Raw genomic sequence first — 19797 nt, 5'->3', positions numbered from 1 at the left:
ATGAAATGAAGAGGAAGTGTAATATAGTTGTCTTAGTGCTTTTGATGGCCCTGGGGGCGGAAGCTCAGCAATACAAAATAGGGCTCATAGATCTTATGTTGTTGAAGCGTCAGAAGCTGAGCGCCATAACATTGGCCAGTGAACTGGGGGCTAATGGCCTGGAGGTGGATATGGGAGGGTTAGGCAACCGTCCCACCTTTGACAGTAAGCTAGCAGTAGATTCGGTCAGAGAACAGTTTATGGCAAAAGCAAAGGAGATGAATATTGAACTTTTTTCTCTTGCAATGACAGGTTATTATGCCCAGTCGTTTTGCAACCGTACTGAATACAGAAAATCTATAGAGGATTGTATCAGTACGATGAAAAAGATGAAGATTGGAGTCGCTTTTCTGCCTTTAGGAGTTCAGTGTGATTTAAAGAAAAATCCTGAAATAAGAGATTCTGTAGTTGCCAGGTTAAAAGTGGCTGGTAAAATGGCAGAAGAAGCCGGAGTTATCATAGGTATAGAAACGGCTTTGACTGCTAAAGAAGAGGTGAAACTGCTGAAGGAAATCAATTCTCCTGCTATACAGATCTATTTTAATTTCTCTGACCCGCTGAAGGAGGGACGTGATTTATACAAGGAACTGAAAATACTTGGAAAGAAACGTATTTGTATGATCCATGCCAGCAATAAAGACAGTGTTTGGCTGGAGAAGGATCCACAGATAGATATGAGAAAGGTGAAAAAGGTTCTTGACAAAATGAAATGGAGCGGCTGGCTGGTGATTGAACGTTCCAGGGATGCAACGCAGCCTACAAATGTTAAGTGGAACTATGGTGCGAACACCGCTTTTCTTAAATCAGTTTTTCAAACCGGAAAGGATAAATAATGAGAGGAACAAAGGTATATTCCAGGTTGGTAATGATCAGTTGTTTTCTGTTTGTGCAGCAGGCAATGGCGGCGGATATCTATGTTTCTGTGTCGGGAGACGATCGTAACATAGGATCTGCTATACAGCCCAAAGCTACTTTGCAGGGAGCATTAAGGCAGGCAAGAGAACTAAGGAGGTTAAAAGATCCTTGTATTGCGGGAGGTATCCATATTATAGTAAAACAAGGCACTTATTATTTATACGAGCCTGTGTTTATTCGTCCGGAAGATGCGGGAACACCTGACTGCCCAACTATTATAGAAGCTGCTTCTGGTGAACAACCCGTTTTTAGCGGTGGTATTCAATTGAAAGGATGGCAGCGTGCAACGGGGGTGAAGACGCTTAATGCGGTTGCAAGAAAAAATGTATGGATGACCGATGTTCCTGAAGTGGGCAATGAATTATTGAATTTCAGGCAGGTTTGGGTGAATAATCAAAAGGCAATCCGGGCAAAAGACTGTAATGGAGATACCATGAGCCGCATTTTATCATGGAATCATAAAACGGAACAGTGCTGGATTCCTACTCCGCCTGTTGCCAATTTTGCCGGGCAGAACGGAATGGAAATGTTTATTCATCAATGGTGGGCAATCGCAAACCTGCGTATTAAAAAGGCTGAAGTACATGGCGATAGTACATTGCTAACCTTTCATCAGCCAGAAAGTAAAGTTCAGTCTGAACATCCATGGCCGGCACCATGGCAGTCGAAAGAGTCCGGTAACTCTGCTTTTTATCTTACCAATTCAATTGCATTTCTGGATGAGCCCGGCGAATGGTTTTTAGATGTGAAAGGGCAGAAGTTATACTATTGGCCACGGAAGGGAGAAAATATGGCGGATGCTGCGGTGGTTGCTCCTGTACTGGAGACTTTAGTTACCATGCAGGGTACAATAGACAAGCCGGTATCGAATATCTTTTTCAAAGGAATTTCCTTTCAACATACCGGTTGGCTGCGCCCTTCTCAAAAGGGCCATGTGCCATTACAAAGTGGTATGTATCTTATAGATGCCTACAAGCTTAAAGTTCCAGGTACGCCGGAGAAAAGAGGATTGGAGAATCAGGCCTGGGTAGGAAGACCTGCGGCTGCGGTGGAAGCAATTTTCACTTCGCATACAGGATTTACAGGTTGCAGGTTTGAACATATGGCTTCGACCGGGCTTGATTATAAAAGAGGTAATCACTACGATTCCATAACTGGTAATCTTTTCCGTGATATTGGTGGTTCAGGGATTCAGTTGGGTGTATTTTCCGATGAAGCCTTTGAAGCGCATTTGCCATATCAGCCTCAGGATGAAAGAGAGGTTTCGAGCTTTACCCAAATATGCAATAACCTGGTAACTGATGTTACCAATGAAGATTGGGGGACACTGGGGATCAGTGCTGGTTTTGTGAAAGATGTGACAATTGCACATAATGAAGTGAATGAAGTAGCCTATTCGGGCATCAGCGTTGGATGGGGATGGACCAAGGCTATTAATGTAATGCGTAACAACAAGGTACTGTCTAACAAAATTCATCATTATGCCAAACATATGTATGACGTAGCAGCAGTATATACCTTATCGGCGCAGCCTGGTTCAGTTATTATGGACAACTATGTTGACAGCATTTATAAGGCCCCCTACGCTCATATTCCTGTTCATTGGTTTTATTTATATTGTGATGAAGGAACTTCTTATTATACGGTTAAAAACAACTGGTGTCCTGCCGAAAAGTTTCTTCAAAATGCGAATGGTCCCAATAATCTATGGGTAAATAACGGTCCTACTGTGGCTGATAGCGTTAAAAGAATGGCGGGGCTGCAACCGGCATATCATTACCTTCTGAAAGACAAAGCTCCTACATCTGCGAGGCCGGTAAATGCGCATTCTGTGACGGAAGAGCAAAGGGCTATTGTTGAAAAGCCTGTTGTTGTAGAACTTCAGGCTGTCAAAGAAGGCGCTGTATCTATAAGCGATTTAAAGGTATTTCTGGCGCATCAATCGCTTCGTACTGATATTGTGCGTCAGTGGAAGAATCATAGTGTATTTTTTGATGTGATAAAAGACACGCAGCTACTAAAGGAAAAGCTGGTAAAAGCTTTCCCTGGTGTTGCTATCAGAATATATGATCAACCTGTATATGTTTTTGACAGGCGTCGTTGCGATAGTTTAGGTATTGTCACCGAATGGGATCATTCTATTTTAACTGCTAACCTTACTGCTGAACCTGTTTTACAGCAGCAGTATCTGGATGATCACACCAGCCAGTTTCAAAAATGGCCTGAAGTAGCCAGTGGATTTTGCAGAGCGGGATTTCAGCAGTTATTAGTGTATAAAAGCGGTCGCCAGTTAATGCTGGTAATCAGTATTCCTAAGGGGGAGAAGCTGGACAATCTCAATCCGAAAACAACCCTTAACAATCCTAAGGTTGTGGAATGGAATGAAAGAATGAAGCAATACCAGCAAGGTATAGAGGGGGCGCAGCCTGGAGAAGTATGGGTGGAATTTAAGTAATTATAAAATTAAATATAAAACGAGAGCTATGCTTACAATAGGAATACTTGGACTTGGAGAGGGCAGGAGTACCATGTCGGCAGCGCTGAACAGTAAGAAGTATAAGCTGAAACTGGTTTGCGATCGTAATGAAACAGTTTGTCAGCAGCGGGCTAAGGAGTTTGATTTTCCTTATTATACTACAGATTACCAGGTGATGCTGGATGATAAGGATATAGATGTGATAGCTATTTATACGCCGGATCATTTGCATGCCAGTCATATAAAGCAGGCTTTGCTACATAACAAACATGTTGTATGCACAAAGCCGTTTATTGATAATCTGGCGGATGCAGCAGAATTGCTTGAGTTAGCAGCGCGAACCGGGAAAAAGGTTTTTGTAGGTCAAAGCTCTCGTTTTTTTGAGCCATATAAGAAGCAAAGAGCTGATTTCAGCGCTGGTGTCATAGGTGAACTAATCACAGTGGAAAGTCACTACAATGCAGATCATCGCTGGTTTCTCGAGAAGAAATGGGCTTTAGAGGATTCTTTCAAATGGCTTTACGGGGGGCTTAGCCATCCTGTTGATTTTATACGCTGGTATTTGCCAGATATTGAAGAGGTAATGGGGTATGGGATGATCAGTTCCAATGGCCTGAAGGCTGGTTTAAGAAATGAAGATACCATGCATTTCATATTCAGGGCGACAGATGGAAGAATAGCGAGAGTAAGTGGTGCCTATACAGGTCCTATACAGCCAGCCTCACGCGAAAGCGGCATGAGTTGCATTCTGCGTGGAACAGAAGGCGCCAGCCAGGCAGATTATCATGAATTGCGTTATGCTGTTACAACCAGTGCAGGCGAAGAAAAAATTATTACCTGGGGAGATGCAACACTCAAGCACTATTTCCGTTTTGAAGGACAGAGTCACCATGCAGGGGAATATCAAAATTACCTGGAATATTTTGCGGATAGCATAGAGCAGGATTGGGTTGCTTACCCCGATATCCGTGAAGGCATAGGTACTGTAGCATTATTACAGGCTATGGATAAAAGTCTTAAAACAAGGGTTCCTGTTAAAATAAAAGAGATATTAGATGTATACGGACTATAGTTAATTATTCCAATCCCAAAGTTTGCCCTAATGAATACTATCTACGATAAGCTTTATGCCATTGATTTCCTGATTATTGGTCTTTACCTGTTATTGTTATTGATGATAGGTTACAGCGCCAGTTTTGGTAAAAGAAAACAAGAAGGAAACCTGTTTTTAGCGGGCAGTTCGTTAAACTGGTATAATATCGGCTTTAACATGTGGGGCACGAATGTGGGGCCATCTTCTTTGCTGGCTTTTGCCAGTATAGGTTATAGCACAGGAATTGTAGCGGGCAATTTTGAATGGTATGCGTTCGTATTCCTGTTATTGCTGGCGGTGGTGTTTGCGCCGCGCTATATCGCTTCACGGGTAACGACGATGCCTGAATTTATGGGAAAGCGGTATGGCGGTAGTACGCAGAACATTCTCGCCTGGTACGCACTTATTAAGATATTGATTTCCTGGTTGTCGCTTGGGCTATTTGCGGGAGGTGTGTTGGCCAGGCAAATACTAGGTATTCCTATGTGGCAGTCCGTCATTGTATTGGTGGCTTTTGCAGGTGCTTTTACTTTTGCAGGCGGATTGAAAGCTATCGCCAAAGTGAATGTTTTTCAAATGATCCTTTTGATTGTCGTTTCATTGATATTGTCTTATCTGGGCCTTCAGAAGGTTGGGGGTATTACTGCTTTGTATCATAGGGTACCTTCAAATTTCTGGAACCTGGTGCAGCCGGCGAGCGATCCCAAATATCCATGGCCGGCTTTATTACTGGGTTATCCTGTTTCAGCTATCGCGTTCTTTTGTACTGACCAGGCTATGGTACAATCTGTACTTGGAGCAAAAAATCTGAAGCAGGGACAGTTGGGAGTGAATTTTATAGGATGGCTGAAGGTGCTGGCATTGCCGCTTTTTATATTACCGGGTATTATCTGTTTTGTCCTTTTCCCTAATCTGGAGGATCCTAATCTGGCTTATATGACTATGGTAACCAGTCTGTTTCCGCCGGGTATGAATGGACTGGTAATAGTGGTACTGATAGCTGTGCTGGTGGGTACCATTGGCTCTTCGTTGAACGCTTTGAGCACTGTGTTTGCTACAGATCTTTATGTAAAAAAGATCAATCCCTCCGCAACGAATAAAGATATTATCCGTGTTGGGCGATTAACCGTTGCTGCCGGCTGTTTGTTTGCGGTATTGGTGGCTTTGGCAATTGACAGCATTCGCGGTTTGAACCTTTTCGACGTTTTTCAGTCGGTACTGGGCTTTATCGCACCACCGTTATCTGTTGTATTCCTATTATCTGTTTTCTGGAAGCGTACTACCAGAAAAGCCGTAAATGGCATTCTTTCTTACGGGTCTGCTTTCAGCCTATTTGTTGGAGTTCTCTATTTATTTGCATTTCCTTCTGATAAATATCCTGCATGGCCGCATTATCTGTTGCTGTCATTCTATATTTTTGCCGTTCTGCTTGTGGTAGCTATCGTTGTGTCTTTGACCGACAAGGCACCTGTGACCAACGTGCATAATATAGCTATCTCTGATATGCCACCTGTTAGCAAACAGGTAAAGCTGCTTTTTGCCCTGCTGGGAGTTGTGATCCTGATTTTGTATATCATTTTTAACGGACATTAATATGAAAAAATTACCGGGTATAACAGCCCTGTTATGTTTTGTAACTTTGACCCTGTTTTCTTCAACTCAGGCACAGCAGCCCCAGCAAACTTCTGGTCGCCCTGCTATAGATTCCAAGGCTGCCTCCTGGATCTGGTACCCCGGCGATTTTGAAATATGGCTGAGTAATCGCGTACAAAACCGTCGTACAGACAGGGGAAGCTTTTTTCCTGTTTTCTGGAAAATAGACAGCCACTATCCATTGATTGACTTTCACAAAGAATTTGACCTAACGGCTCCTGAAGAGATTGTAATAAAAACAGAAGGCAATTATAATGTAAAGGTTGATGGCCAACCTTTGGAGGGTACTCCTACCAGGATAACTATCCCTTCCGGGCATCATAAGATAAATGTGAAGGTATTTAACCAGGCCAGTGTACCTGCTATTTATATTTCCGGGCCTAATATCAAGTCTGATACCAGCTGGCTTGTGACCTTTGAAGACAAAGAATGGATCGATGAAACCGGAAAAACTTCAGACATTTCCGCCACGAAATGGCTGAATGCAGGTGGATGGAATTTTTATGATCCTTCTGTGCCGCCTTCTGCCTTCAGGCTGCCGGTGAAACCTCAGTATGCAGTGCAAGTGAATAAAAGTCAAAATGCTACGCTACTGGATTTTGGCAAAGAAACATTTGGATTCATAAAGCTGCATGGCGTTAAAGGTAATGGAGGCGTAAGACTGTATTACGGTGAAAGCAAGGAGGAGGCGTTAAGCGAGAAAAATGCTATCACTTTCGATAAGCTACAACTGCATACAACTATAAAAAGGGATTCAATAATGCCGCTTACTAAGGCATTTCGTTATGTGAATATGATAACTGATGGGGGTATTACAGTAGATTCGGTTTCCATGCTGTATGAATATGCAGATGTAAAAGAAGCGGGAAGTTTCAAATGTTCGGATGCTGAGATCAATAAAATTTACGATATATCTAAATATACTTTTGAATTAAACACCAGAGAGTTTTTTATTGACGGTATCAAGCGTGACAGATGGATTTGGAGTGGGGATGCTTATCAAAGCTACCTGATGAACTACTATCTTTATTTTGATAGGGGCACGGTTACACGTACTACACTTGCGTTACGCGGTAAAGACCCGGTAACAAGTCATATGAATACCATCATGGATTATACCTTTTACTGGTTTCTCGGTATTTATGATTATTATCTGTACACAGGAGATAAAGCTTTTATCGCCCAGTTCTATCCCCGTATGCAAACATTAATGGAGTATTGTCTTGGCAGAAGGAATAGCGAAGGGTTAATGGAAGGCATGACCGGAGATTGGGTATTTGTTGACTGGGCCGATAAACTGAGCAAAAAGGGCGCATTAAGCTTTGAACAGTTGTTGCTTTGCCGTAGTCTAGAAGTGATGGCACTTTGTGCTGATATTGCAAATGAGAAATCTGACGCAACCCGCTATCAGCAATATGCTACCGATCTGAGAACCCGCTTTTTCCCTCTTTACTGGAATGAAGCAAAGAAGGCGCTAGTACATAGCAGAGTAGATGGCAAGCAAACGGATAATGTTACCCGTTATACCAACATGTTTGCGATCTTCTTTGATTATTTTAATGATGTTCAGAAGAATGCTGTAAAACACTCTGTACTGTTAAATGACAGCATCCAGAAAATAACAACCCCCTACATGCGCTTTTACGAGTTAGAAGCATTATGTGCATTAGGTGAGCAATCTTATGTACTGAAAGAAATGAAAGATTACTGGGGAGGCATGTTACGACTTGGGGCTACCAGTTTCTGGGAAGAATATAATCCTGCAAAAAAGGGTGCAGAACACTATGCCATGTATGGACGTGAATTCGGTAAAAGTCTTTGTCATGCATGGGGAGCAAGTCCTATTTACCTGTTAGGTAAATATTATCTGGGTGTAAAGCCTACTTCTCCCGGATACAAAACATATGTAATAGAGCCGGCTTTAGGTGGGTTACAGTGGATGGAAGGTAAAGTACCTACAGGAAATGGTAATATAATAATCTATTGCAGTACCGGCGAGGTGAAGGTTACTACGGCGGATGGTCTTGGAACGTTAAAAATTGCCAGCAGTAAAAAGCCGGAATGTAAAGAGGCTTCTGTAGTAAGCAAAGGTGGTAATTTGTACGAGATGACACTACAGCCGTTTACTACTTATAATATCAAATACAAGTCATTAAAATAGTTTAAGATGCATTTAAGAGAATATATTGGTGGAGCAGGATGGAGGCTGAAATATGTGCAGTTGTTTATTACAGGTACTATTATATTATCCGCATCTTCTTTTGCTCAGAAGGGTCTAACAAATACTTCGGCCAGTCCTTACGCCAAATTGAACAGCGTAGATATGGGGGCTGTGCAATGGACAAAAGGCTTTTGGGCCGAACGTTTTGATGTATGCCGGACAGCTATGGTGCCTCATCTTTGGGAAACCTATCACAATGCCGAGTTATGTCACTCTTTCAAAAATTTCGAGATAGCGGCTAAACTTGATACAGGGTCTTTTATTGGTCCGTCATTTCATGACGGCGACTTTTACAAGACTCTTGAAGCTGTAGCAGGCATGTATGCAGCTGTGAAAGACCCGGCGTTGGATAAAATGATGGATGAAGCCATTGCAGTAATAGCAAAAGCGCAGAGGCCTGACGGGTATGTTTATACCAAGTCTATCATAGAACAGCAACAGACAGGTAAACGTAACATGTTTGATGACAAGCTCAGCTTCGAGGCATATAATTTTGGTCATCTTATGACGGCTGCCTGTATACATTATCGTGCTACTGGTAAAACAAGCCTTCTTCGGGTTGCTGAGAAAGCAGCAGATTTTTTAATAGGTTTCTATAATAATGCCACTCCTGAGCAGGCGCGCAATGCTATATGCCCTTCTCACTATATGGGGATCATTGAACTATATAGGACCACATCGGATCCCAAATATCTGGCGCTGACTAAAAAGCTGATAGATATAAGAGGGACGACAGAAGGTACAGACGATAATTCGGACAGGGTTCCTTTCCGTGATATGAAGAGGGTAGTAGGTCACGCAGTACGTGCCAATTATCTTTTTGCGGGTGTTGCCGATGTTTATGCCGAAACCGGCGATACCTCTTTGCTGCATACGCTTGATATTATGTGGGATGACGTTATCAATAAGAAAATGTACATCACCGGTGGGTGCGGCGCTTTATATGATGGCGTTTCTGTTGATGGTATCTCTTACAATCCTGATACAGTACAGCGTGTACACCAGGCCTATGGTAAGAATTATCAGTTGCCTAATTTGTCTGCACACAATGAAACCTGTGCCAATATTGGGAATGTGTTATGGAATCGCCGTATGTTACAAATAACAGGCGATGCCCGTTATGCTGATGTTGTGGAACTGACATTATATAATAGCGTACTCAGCGGGATTAGTATGGACGGTGACCGTTTTTTTTACACAAATCCATTAGCTGTTTCTGATAAATATCCTTATCAGCTGAGATGGGCTGGCGGCAGGGAAAAGTATATAGCGCTTTCTAACTGTTGTCCTCCCAATGTTGTGCGTACTATCGCAGAAGTCAGCAACTATATGTATAGTATTGCCGATGACGGTGTTTATGTTGATATGTATGGAGGCAACACACTTGAAACGAAACTGAAAGATGGTTCTTCCCTTGCACTTGAACAACAGACGAACTACCCCTGGGATGGAAATATTACAATAACACTTCGTGAGGCGCCTGCTAATACTACTGCTATTTATTTGCGTATTCCAGGTTGGTGTATCAACGCCAGCCTTTCTGTGAATGGCAGGAAAGAGACAGGGGCGTTAAGTCAGGGTACTTACGTTAAATTAAGCCGTCAGTGGAAGAAAGGTGACAAGATCCAGCTGGTTCTTGATATGCCTGCTACCCTGATAGAATCAAATCCGTTAGTAGAGGAGACGAGAAACCAGGTAGCTGTAAAAAGAGGACCGATCGTATATTGCGTGGAATCAGTAGATCTACAAAAGGATGTGAAGATTTCCGACCTGATTGTGCCGGCTTCTATACAGCTGCAAACTAAAGCAATGAAGATTGATAATGGTTCTGTTATAGCATTGGAAGGTTTGGCAAAACGACTACAAACCGAAAACTGGCAGAACACATTATATAAAAAGATAAATACCAACGCCAATCCTGTTACAGTCCGCTGGATCCCTTACTATGCATGGGCAAACAGGGGAAAAGCTGATATGAGCGTTTGGCTTCCTGTGAGCAGATAATCCAGGAGCTAACTGGAGAAAAGGTTCTACTGCCTGGCACGATGAAGCCAGGCTTTATAAATAAAATTGAAGAGAAACAAATGAAGAAGATAGCCGGTTTAATTGGAATAATGTTAAGCTCACAGTGTGGATGGGCGCAGTTGGTTGATAAAACTCCTGCGCCTGTTCCAGTAGCTCCTTCCATATTTGCCACCGAGCCATATGAAAACCCATATATCAGTGGCATTAACAGAGATGCTTCCAGAGCTACAGCTTATTCATTTCCCAATATGTCCAGTGCTATTTCGGGTGACAGGACCCAATCAGGTCGTTATCAGTCGCTGAATGGTGACTGGGATTTTTCGTTTGCTTTGAAACCAGCAGATGCTCCGGCAGACTTTTATAAGTCCAGGGTAAAAGGATGGCGTAAAATACCTGTGCCTTCCAGCTGGGAAATGCAGGGATATGATAAGCCTATTTATAAAAGTGCTGTGTATCCGTTCAGGCCGGTGAATCCGCCTCATGTTCCCCGGGATTATAATGGCACCGGATGTTACCAGCGTGTATTTACTGTGCCGGCTGACTGGTCTGGCATGAATGTAACTTTACATTTTGGTGGCGTAAGTTCCGCTTATAAAGTCTGGATAAATGGACAGTTCGCAGGGTATGCAGAGGATAGTTTTTTATCTTCTGAATTTAATATTACCCCCTATCTGAAAAAGGGTGAGAACATATTGTCGGTGTGGGTAATCCGTTGGAGCGATGGCAGTTTTCTGGAAGACCAGGATCAGTGGCGGCTAAGCGGTATCCATCGTGAAGTTTATCTTCAGGCAGAACCTAAACTACGTATCGCAGATTTCTTTTATCAGACAAAACTCGATAAAGACTATAAAGATGCCTTACTGAGCATTCGTCCACGAATGGAAAATCTTTCCGGGAAATTAATGCCCGGATACAAACTTAAAGCTCAATTGTTTGATGAGAAAGGTAAGACGGTATTCACAGTTCCTCTGGAGAAGAGAGTTGACGATATCATAAATGAAGTATATCCACGCCTTGATAATGCCAAGTTTGGTATTCTCGAAGCCAAAGTTACTAATCCTGATAAATGGAGTCCTGAGGATCCTAATTTATATACACTAGCCCTTTCTTTGGAAGATAGCACTGGTCATGTAACGGAGGTGAAGAGTTGCAAGCTGGGTTTCCGTTCCATTGAGTTCAGAAAGGAGGACAGCAAACTTCTGATCAACGGAAAGCTTACCTATCTGTATGGCGTAAACAGGCCCGATCACCATCCTGTTAGGGGTAAAGCATTGACCAGGGAGGATATCAGGCAGGATGTACAAACAATAAAACGTTTTAATTTTAACTGCATACGTCTGAGCCATTACCCCAGTGATCCTTATCTGCTGGATCTCTGCGATGCGTATGGAATAATGGTAATGGATGAAGCAAACCTGGAAACGCACGGTTTAGGCGGCAAACTTAGTAATGACGCTGCATGGACGGGGGCTTATCTGGAGCGTAGCAATCGTATGGCGCTACGGGATAAGAATCACCCTTCTATTATCAGCTGGAGCCTGGGTAACGAAGCCGGAAGAGGCCCCAATCATGCGGCTATGAGTGCCTGGCTCCATGATTTTGATATTACCAGGCCGGTACATTATGAACCAGCTATGGGGTCTCCCAAAGCGGAAGGTTATATGGATCCCTCCGATCCACGTTATCTGAAATCGAATGATCATAGTCATAGGCTGCAGAATCCGTTGGATCAGTATTACATAGATATGATCAGCAGGATGTATCCTGCTTTATATACTGCCCCCATGTTGGTAAACCAACCTAACGGTGATAACCGGCCTATCTTTTTCTGCGAGTATGCACATGCTATGGGAAACAGTGTTGGGAATCTGAAAGATTTCTGGGACCAGTGGCGCAGTTTACCACGTGTTATCGGAGGCTGTATCTGGGAGTTTAAAGATCAGGGTTTGGTAAAAAAAGATGCTTCCGGAAAGGAATTCTATGCTTACGGTGGTGATTTCGGCGAAAAATATTTCGATGAATTTACAATCAAAGGCATTGTTGATGCAGCGGGCAGACCTAAAGAGGCAATGTATGAATGCAAGCGTATATTTCAGCCGATAAACTGTGAATGGAAAGACGCTACTAAAGGTCTGTTGTTGATTCACAATGATCATAATGTATTATCGCTCGCCAATTACGATGTTGTTCTTAAAATAAAGAAAGACGGGCAAATAGTTGGAGAAAACCATCTTCCAGCCATGACGCTTGCGGCTGGGAAGGATACTGTTATCAATATTGCTGCCTTTTATCCCAAAGATTGGGATAAGGGAAGCGAAGTGTTGTGCGATATACATTTCCTGCAGAAGAAAGCGACTTCCTGGTCTGAAGCCGGATATGAAATAGCTTCCAACCAGTTACCTCTGACGGGGATTTCTGTTTATAACAAAAATATAGTATTGTCTGATAATTCACCTGCGCCTATAGTATCAGAGACACCGCAACAATTGCTGGTAAAAGGAGCCTCCTGGCAAATGGCTTTTGGGAAAGATAATGGTGCATTGGTGTCCTATCAACTGGAGGGAAAAGAAATGGTGGCGGGACCGCTACTACCGCATTTTACCCGGCCGCAAACGGATGCTGATAAACGTGGCTGGAAAACGCAAAGAAAGCTTCATCAGTGGTATAATACGGGAATGCATCTGGTAAGTATGAATCACAAAATGAATCAGAAGGAACAGTTGGTGATCACCAGTAATTATACACTTATTCATGACAGTGCCAGCGTGCAGGTAATGTATACGGTTATGGCAAATGGCGTGGTAAAAGTAGATTATACTCTCCAGGCTAATCCTGCTCTACCTTATATCCCCAAAGTAGGTATGCAATGTGGTATCAACCGCAGTCTGGATACAATCAGCTGGTATGGAAGAGGGCCCTGGGAAAACTATATCGATCGCCGTTACGGATCTGATGTTGGCCTTTACACCCTGCCATTGGAGCAATTCATGGAGCCATACGTAATACCACAGGAAAATGGCAACAGAACAGATGTCCGGTGGCTCAGGCTGCAACGCGGAAAAGAAGCTGTTATCATTGTTGCAGATAGTTTGTTAAGTATGAGTGCATGGCCATATACCGAAGATAATATCAGTAAAGCAAAACATACTTATGACCTTCGTGATGCAGGATATATTACGCTTAATATAGATCTTATTCAGATGGGAGTAGGTGGCAATGATACCTGGACCGATGTGGCTGCTCCATTGGAACAGTATTTATTGCCTTCCGGGAACTACAGCTATAGCTTTTATATCAAAATGGCAGGTGGCCAATAATTTTAGCCTGTATGAAGAGCACTTTGGTACCTACAAACTTTTAGCGATTAATGGATCAGAAAAAATATAAAACTTCGATTGCCTGTAAGGGCCTGTTTATTTTCATATTGATGATAAACGGCATTACTGCTTTCGCACAGCGCGGTCAGCGAAAGGATTTGCTTATTAACACCGGTTGGGTAAGTATAGCAAGCGACAGCAATGATACATCTTTAGACACATTGATGACGGCTACTTATCTACCTTCAGTGATAACAACTCCTTCATCGGCTTTGGCGCAAACTGCTGTATTAGGAAGATTTCCGTTGGCAAATACACCTATGACGGCTGTTACAATTCCGCACACATGGGATAAATATGAAGGATATCGTCAGCTAAAGCATGGAAACAGGCATGGGTATGCGTGGTATAGGAAGGTGTTGATGATAGGCAGAGAATATAACGGGAAACAGTTGTTTCTTTGGTTTGAGGGGGTTAATTCTTTTGCTACAATTTGGGTAAATGGAAAAGAGGTTGGAAAGCATGCCGGTGGCAGGACCTCCTTTCATATAGATATAACCAAGTATGTAGTAATCGGCAGATCTAACGTTGTTACAGTAAAAGCAGAACATCCTGATTTCATCAGAACGTTGCCCTGGGTTTGTGGTGGCTGCTCTGAAGAGCAGGGTTTTTCGGAAGGTTCTCAGCCAATGGGTATTTTCAGGCCTGTGCATCTGATTGCAACTTCTCCTATACGTATAGAGCCTTTTGGCGTGCATATCTGGAATGATAGTAATGTAACTGCGCGGTCGGCAAGCATTCATACGACCACGGAAGTAAAGAATTATACGCAGCAGCAACAACAGATTGTTCTGCTTACACGCATCATTGACCCGGAAGGACGTACGGTTCATTCTTTTCAGGTACGCCGCACGCTGTACCCTAATCAAACCAACATTATCCCTTATACGCTACCGGTACTTCAGAATCCTAAACTCTGGAGTCTGGACAAGCCGGTTCTATACAAGGCTGTTTCCCAGGTGTTGCAAAATGGGATGACGATAGATCAGAGCGAAACCGACTTTGGCATAAGAACAGTGAAATGGACGCTGGCAAATGCTGTAGGCGACAGGATTTTACTTATCAACAATAAACCTGTTTTTCTGAATGGTATTTCGGAATACGAACATATTCTGGGTAACAGCCATGCTCTTTCCGATATTGAAATAAAGGCCAGGGCCAAGCAGGTGAAAGCGGCAGGTTTTAATGCTTTCCGCGATGCGCATCAGCCTCATAACCTGCGTTATCACCCGAACTGGGATAGTATGGGAATTGCCTGGTGGCCTCAGTTTGCGGCTCATGTATGGTTTGATCTTCCGGAATTCAGAGAAAATTTCAAAAAGCTGCTTCGCGACTGGGTTAAGGAACGCAGGAATAGCCCGTCGATTGTGTTATGGGGATTGGAAAATGAAAGTACTTTACCGGAAGACTTTGCCCGTGAATGTTCTGATATTATCAGGGAGCTTGATCCTACGGCGTCTTCGCAACGCAAGATCACTACTTGTAACGGCGGCAAAGGTACCGACTGGGACGTGCCGCAAAACTGGACAGGAACTTATGGAGGTGATCCGGCAGATTATGGGAAAGATCTGATTAAACAAGTGCTGGTAGGTGAGTATGGTGCTTGGAGGATGTTAGGTCTTCATACCGAGGGAGGATTTGATGTTAAAGGTGCTTATAGTGAAGACCGGATGACACAACTGATGGAATGGAAGATAAGGCTGGCGGATTCTGTAAAACTTAAGACTACGGGACACTTTCATTGGCTTCTGTATTCTCATGACAACCCCGGGAGGGTACAACCGGACGAAGGATTCCGTTATCTTGATAAAGTAGGACCGGTTAATTATAAGGGACTTATTACAATCTGGGGAGAGCCTACGGATGCTTTTTATATGTACCGTTCGAATTATGTATCGGCAGCCAGCGATCCTATGGTATATATTGTATCGCATACCTGGTCTGACAGGTGGCTGAAGCCGGGCATAAAATCGGGGATAACAGTTTATTCTAATTGTGAGGAGGTAGAGCTATTCAATGATATGGAGCACCAGGTATCGTTGGGTAAAAGACGCAGGGGAGGAGTAGGCACACATTTTCAATGGGATAGTGTTCCGGTTGCTTATAATGTTTTATATGCGCAGGGATACGTTAATGGTAAGCCTGTAGCAAAGGACCATATTGTATTGCAGCACCTCCCTGCAGCTCCTCATTTTAGTACATTAACGAAAAAATTGCCCGATGTGCTTACGCCGTTAACAGGTTATTCCTATCTATACAGGGTTAACTGCGGCGGGTCTGCTTATACAGATATAAGGGGGGATAAGTGGCTTCCTGACCTGCCTTTCACTGATACCAGCTCTTATGGATATCTATCATGGGGTAATAGATTTCCGGGTGTAGCACCGGCGCAGGCCAGCCAGCGTACAAATTTTGAATCTATTGCCCGGACAGGCGACTGGCCATTGTTTCAGACATACAGGTATGGCAGAGAGCAGTTGGAATACCGTTTTCGTGTGCCTGATGGCGAATATCTTGTGGAGCTTTATTTTGCTGAACCCTGGTATGGAATAGGCGGTGCCCGCGATTGCAAGCAGTGGAGGGTGTTTGACGTGGCAATAAATGGCAAAACCGTAATATCTAATCTTGATATCTGGAAAGAAGCAGGCACTTTAACAGCGCTCAAGAAAACAGTCAAAGGAACAGTGTCAGGTGGGGTTTTAACAATACAATTTCCCTCAGTTAAATCTTCTCAGGCTGTAATCATGGCCATTGCAATAGCTAAAGCTGGTGGGCAGAAAAAAGCTGATATAAACATCGCTGAACAGCCGGCAGGGAGCGAGTGGTTAAATGAATATTGGATTGATAAAGGCAGCCTTGTATACCAAAATGCAGGTACACGTTTCCATTATGTTCCCGCATTGCTTTCCGGTGATGAATGGATAAAACCGAAGGCAGAAACAACTGGTATTGCTTACTCTATGAAGCTGAACAAAGCCGTTGATGTTTACGTGGGCATGGATAACGCCATTCGGAATGCTCCTGACTGGTTGCAGGGATATGCTCTGGTGCCTGATTCTTTGGTGACTGACGCAAAAGGCGGAACTGTTTTCAAATTGTATAAAAAGGTTATGTCTGCAGGCAGTTTATTGTATCTGGGAAAAAATGGTGAAACGGCTAATGGAGCAGCGCAAATGTATATAGTGATATTACATGAGCCTACTGCCTATGAGACAGCGGAAAAGATAAAACGGCCGGTAATTACTTATCCGGCAGCAGAAGCGAATCTCAAAGGCGCTCAAATGGACAGCAGCATTGCGGGGCATAGCGGAAAAGGATATGCCGCGCTGCATAATATAAGCGACAGGATCGTTTGGACTGTGACGGTTGGTGTGGGGGATACCTACGAATTACGTTTCCGCTATCGTACGGCCATTGCCAAACAAATTCCGGTATGGCTCACAGTAAGGTCGGCTGAGGGAGTTGTTATGCGTCATGATAAGCTGTTTTTTGCAGCTGCAGATAACAAATGGAAGACTTTATATAGTTCAACGGGAACTAATATCAATGCGGGAGTTTACACTGTTCAGTTGACCCCAGAAACCAATGATGAACTATTGATTGAAAAGCTGGATGTGCAATAACAGCTTGATAATGAGAAAAAAAGAATGAAAATGCGGCATAGGTTTTGGTAAATGGCGTATGTTAGTATACAATATGCGAAGCTTTACCCTACCTGTGTTGCTGTTTTTACTATCATGGCTGCCAGGCTGCATTGCAGGCAGTAGCGTGGCGGCACAGCCTATTGTCAACTTGCAACCGTCTGCTGCTAACGTTAATGCTATTACACATACCGAATATTACGAAGATAAGTCCGGCAGTCTCAGTTTCCCCGATATTCAGAAGGGGGAAGTAAAAGCTCAATTCAAGCCAGGGAACAGGCATTTGCTTTCTTATGGATTAACAAAATCGGCTATTTGGTTACATGGCCGTGCTGCCAATATTGAAGAAAAATATTTCTTTCTCCTTTTTGAGTACACGAATATAGATAGCATTACTCTTTATTACTTCGACAAGGGTAAGTTGCATGTAGCGCATGCGGGAAGCCATTTTCCTCATCGTCTTAATGCGTTGAATTTGCCGGCATATAGCTTTCGTATCCCGGCAGATACAGCAGGTAGTATGTCAAAAGAATTTTGGGTAAGAGTCCGGTCGTCAAATTCGCTTATTATACCTGCTACTCTTTCAACCAGTGAGGGGTTGTGGCATTCTTATATCCGTTTATATGCATCAGAGCTCATGTATGCGGGGATTGTGCTGGCATTGCTTTTTTATAATCTATCTCTCTATGTATGGATACGAGATAAAAGCTATTTGTATTACCTGGGGTACCTGTTTACTTTAGGCAGTTTTATTCTTCTTTATTTACGTGGCTTCAGGATTTTTCTCGGACAAGGAGTTGCAGACTTTATACGTACTTATGGCTTTAGTATGGTTGCTATAAGCTATATGTTCGGGCTTCATTTTGCTATTTCCTTTTTGCAGGGGAGTGTATTGGCTCCCAGGCTAACCAGGTTGCTGAAGATAATCAGCCACATGATGTGGATTGTTGTAGCCTGCAATATCGCAGGATGGCAGACGCTGGTAATACACGAGGAACAGCTGTTAAGCCTGCTTACACCATTGTTGGTGATCATGCTTGCTGCAGCAGTGTATAAAAAGAAATATAAGCCTGCCATTTACTTTCTTGCCGCCTGGAGTTTTCTGCTTTGTGCTATCGTTTATTTTGCAGCCTGTGTAATGGGGCTATTAAGAGTGCAAAGCTGGACATTGCATGCGCTGACCATAGGATCGGCCATTGAAATGATCCTGCTTTCATTTGCGCTAGGGTTCCGTTATCTGCTGCTGAAAAGAGAGACTGCAGCATTGCAGCAGGCGGCGATGGAAATGATGAAGGAACATAATTACAGGCTGGAACGAGAGGTTGTTTTAAGAACAAAAGAATTGCAGCAGGCGTTAGTAAGCCTAACCGCCAGTAATAAAGTAAAGGACAAGTTGCTGGGGATCGTGTCTCATGACTTTAAGACACCGTTGAATAATTTATACTGGCTTCTGGATCATATGATACCGGGGACAACGTCGCCAGAACGTATTAGTCGTTTGAGGCTGGAAGTAAGTGTTGAGCTGAAGCGTATTTCAATGACGATGGACAATATTCTTAACTGGTCGTTAACGCAAACCAATGGTTTAATTCCGCGTCCTGAAAATCTTCTTTTGCCTGTGTTATTTGAGCAGATCCTGGTTGAGACTGCGTTGGCCGCCAGGAAAAAGCAGATTATATTGGAGGTTCAGGTAGCAGATTCGATAATGGTATGGGCAGATCCGGCCCAGTTGCGCCTGGTTTTGTTGAATTTAATGCATAACGCGGTTAAATTCAGCAATACAGGTGGGAAAGTGGTTTTATCTGCCGTTAATACGAGTCTGACTTTCGTAGAGATTGCTGTTTCCGATAGTGGAATTGGCATGACAAAGGGGGAAGCTGAGCAATTATTGAATGCACAAACAGTGTCATCCCGCCAGGGAACCGCGAAGGAAGCAGGTACAGGAATGGGGATACTGCTTTGCAGGGAATTTATTTCTGCCAACGGTGGAGTGTTATACCTGGAAAGCAGGGAAGGGGCCGGAACCCGTTTTTACTTCCAGCTTAAGGCGGCTAAATAGTAAGATATTCCATCATAACAGAGAAATCTGCCATTGTCCACCCAAGGGCATGACTTTACCTTCACTCCGTTATAATTTATTGAGCAGTTATAATATTCAGATCATCGCTCTCGTAACTATATGCGGCTATATGAATCAGAAGCTTTGCCACAGGTCATCAAATCCTGTTTCATTCTTTTCTTTCTTATACCGGTCCCATTTTGTTGACCGGGTTGCTTTCACCGTTATAGTTCCCAGGTTTAACAGTTTCCTTGCATTTGTTTGCAGCACACAGAGGAAAAGAGCGCGCATTATATGA

Annotated in this window: 9 protein-coding genes; all 9 read left to right on the top strand. The window is 43.3% G+C overall.

The window, feature by feature from the left end; all coding sequences use genetic code 11:
- The first annotated feature begins 5 nt into the window (after positions 1–5).
- Positions 6–872, top strand: coding sequence for a sugar phosphate isomerase/epimerase family protein (locus tag ESB13_RS07885; RefSeq protein WP_129002460.1), 867 nt, complete (start codon positions 6–8; stop codon positions 870–872).
- The gene (locus ESB13_RS07880; protein ID WP_129002459.1) at positions 872–3409 is read left to right on the top strand and encodes an L-rhamnose mutarotase; all 2538 of its coding nucleotides are present in this window, start codon (positions 872–874) and stop codon (positions 3407–3409) included. The genes ESB13_RS07885 and ESB13_RS07880 overlap by 1 nt, the downstream gene beginning before the upstream one ends.
- 28 nt (positions 3410–3437) lie before the next feature.
- Positions 3438–4502 (top strand): Gfo/Idh/MocA family protein, encoded by a 1065-nt coding sequence (locus ESB13_RS07875; RefSeq protein WP_129002458.1) that lies wholly within the window; start codon positions 3438–3440, stop codon positions 4500–4502.
- A gap of 30 nt (positions 4503–4532) precedes the next feature.
- On the top strand, positions 4533–6116 hold the full coding sequence (locus tag ESB13_RS07870) for a sodium:solute symporter family transporter (protein WP_129002457.1): 1584 nt from the start codon (positions 4533–4535) through the stop codon (positions 6114–6116).
- A 1-nt stretch (position 6117) separates the two neighbouring features.
- Complete coding sequence (locus ESB13_RS07865; protein WP_129002456.1) at positions 6118–8337, top strand: alpha-L-rhamnosidase-related protein; 2220 nt, start codon at positions 6118–6120, stop codon at positions 8335–8337.
- Between the two features lie 6 nt (positions 8338–8343).
- On the top strand, positions 8344–10401 hold the full coding sequence (locus ESB13_RS07860; RefSeq protein ID WP_129002455.1) for an aceric acid hydrolase: 2058 nt from the start codon (positions 8344–8346) through the stop codon (positions 10399–10401).
- A gap of 80 nt (positions 10402–10481) precedes the next feature.
- The gene (locus tag ESB13_RS07855; RefSeq protein ID WP_220399568.1) at positions 10482–13739 is read left to right on the top strand and encodes a glycoside hydrolase family 2 TIM barrel-domain containing protein; all 3258 of its coding nucleotides are present in this window, start codon (positions 10482–10484) and stop codon (positions 13737–13739) included.
- 50 nt (positions 13740–13789) lie between these two features.
- On the top strand, positions 13790–17422 hold the full coding sequence (locus tag ESB13_RS07850) for a malectin domain-containing carbohydrate-binding protein (protein WP_129002454.1): 3633 nt from the start codon (positions 13790–13792) through the stop codon (positions 17420–17422).
- Positions 17423–17480: 58 nt separating this feature from the next.
- Positions 17481–19499: a sensor histidine kinase gene (locus tag ESB13_RS07845; RefSeq protein ID WP_129002453.1), complete on the top strand. Its 2019-nt coding sequence runs from the start codon at positions 17481–17483 to the stop codon at positions 19497–19499.
- The last annotated feature ends 298 nt before the right edge of the window (positions 19500–19797 follow it).

The organism is Filimonas effusa (assembly GCF_004118675.1).
Lineage (GTDB): Bacteria > Bacteroidota > Bacteroidia > Chitinophagales > Chitinophagaceae > Filimonas > Filimonas effusa.
This window is presented reverse-complemented; position numbering and strand designations above follow the sequence as displayed.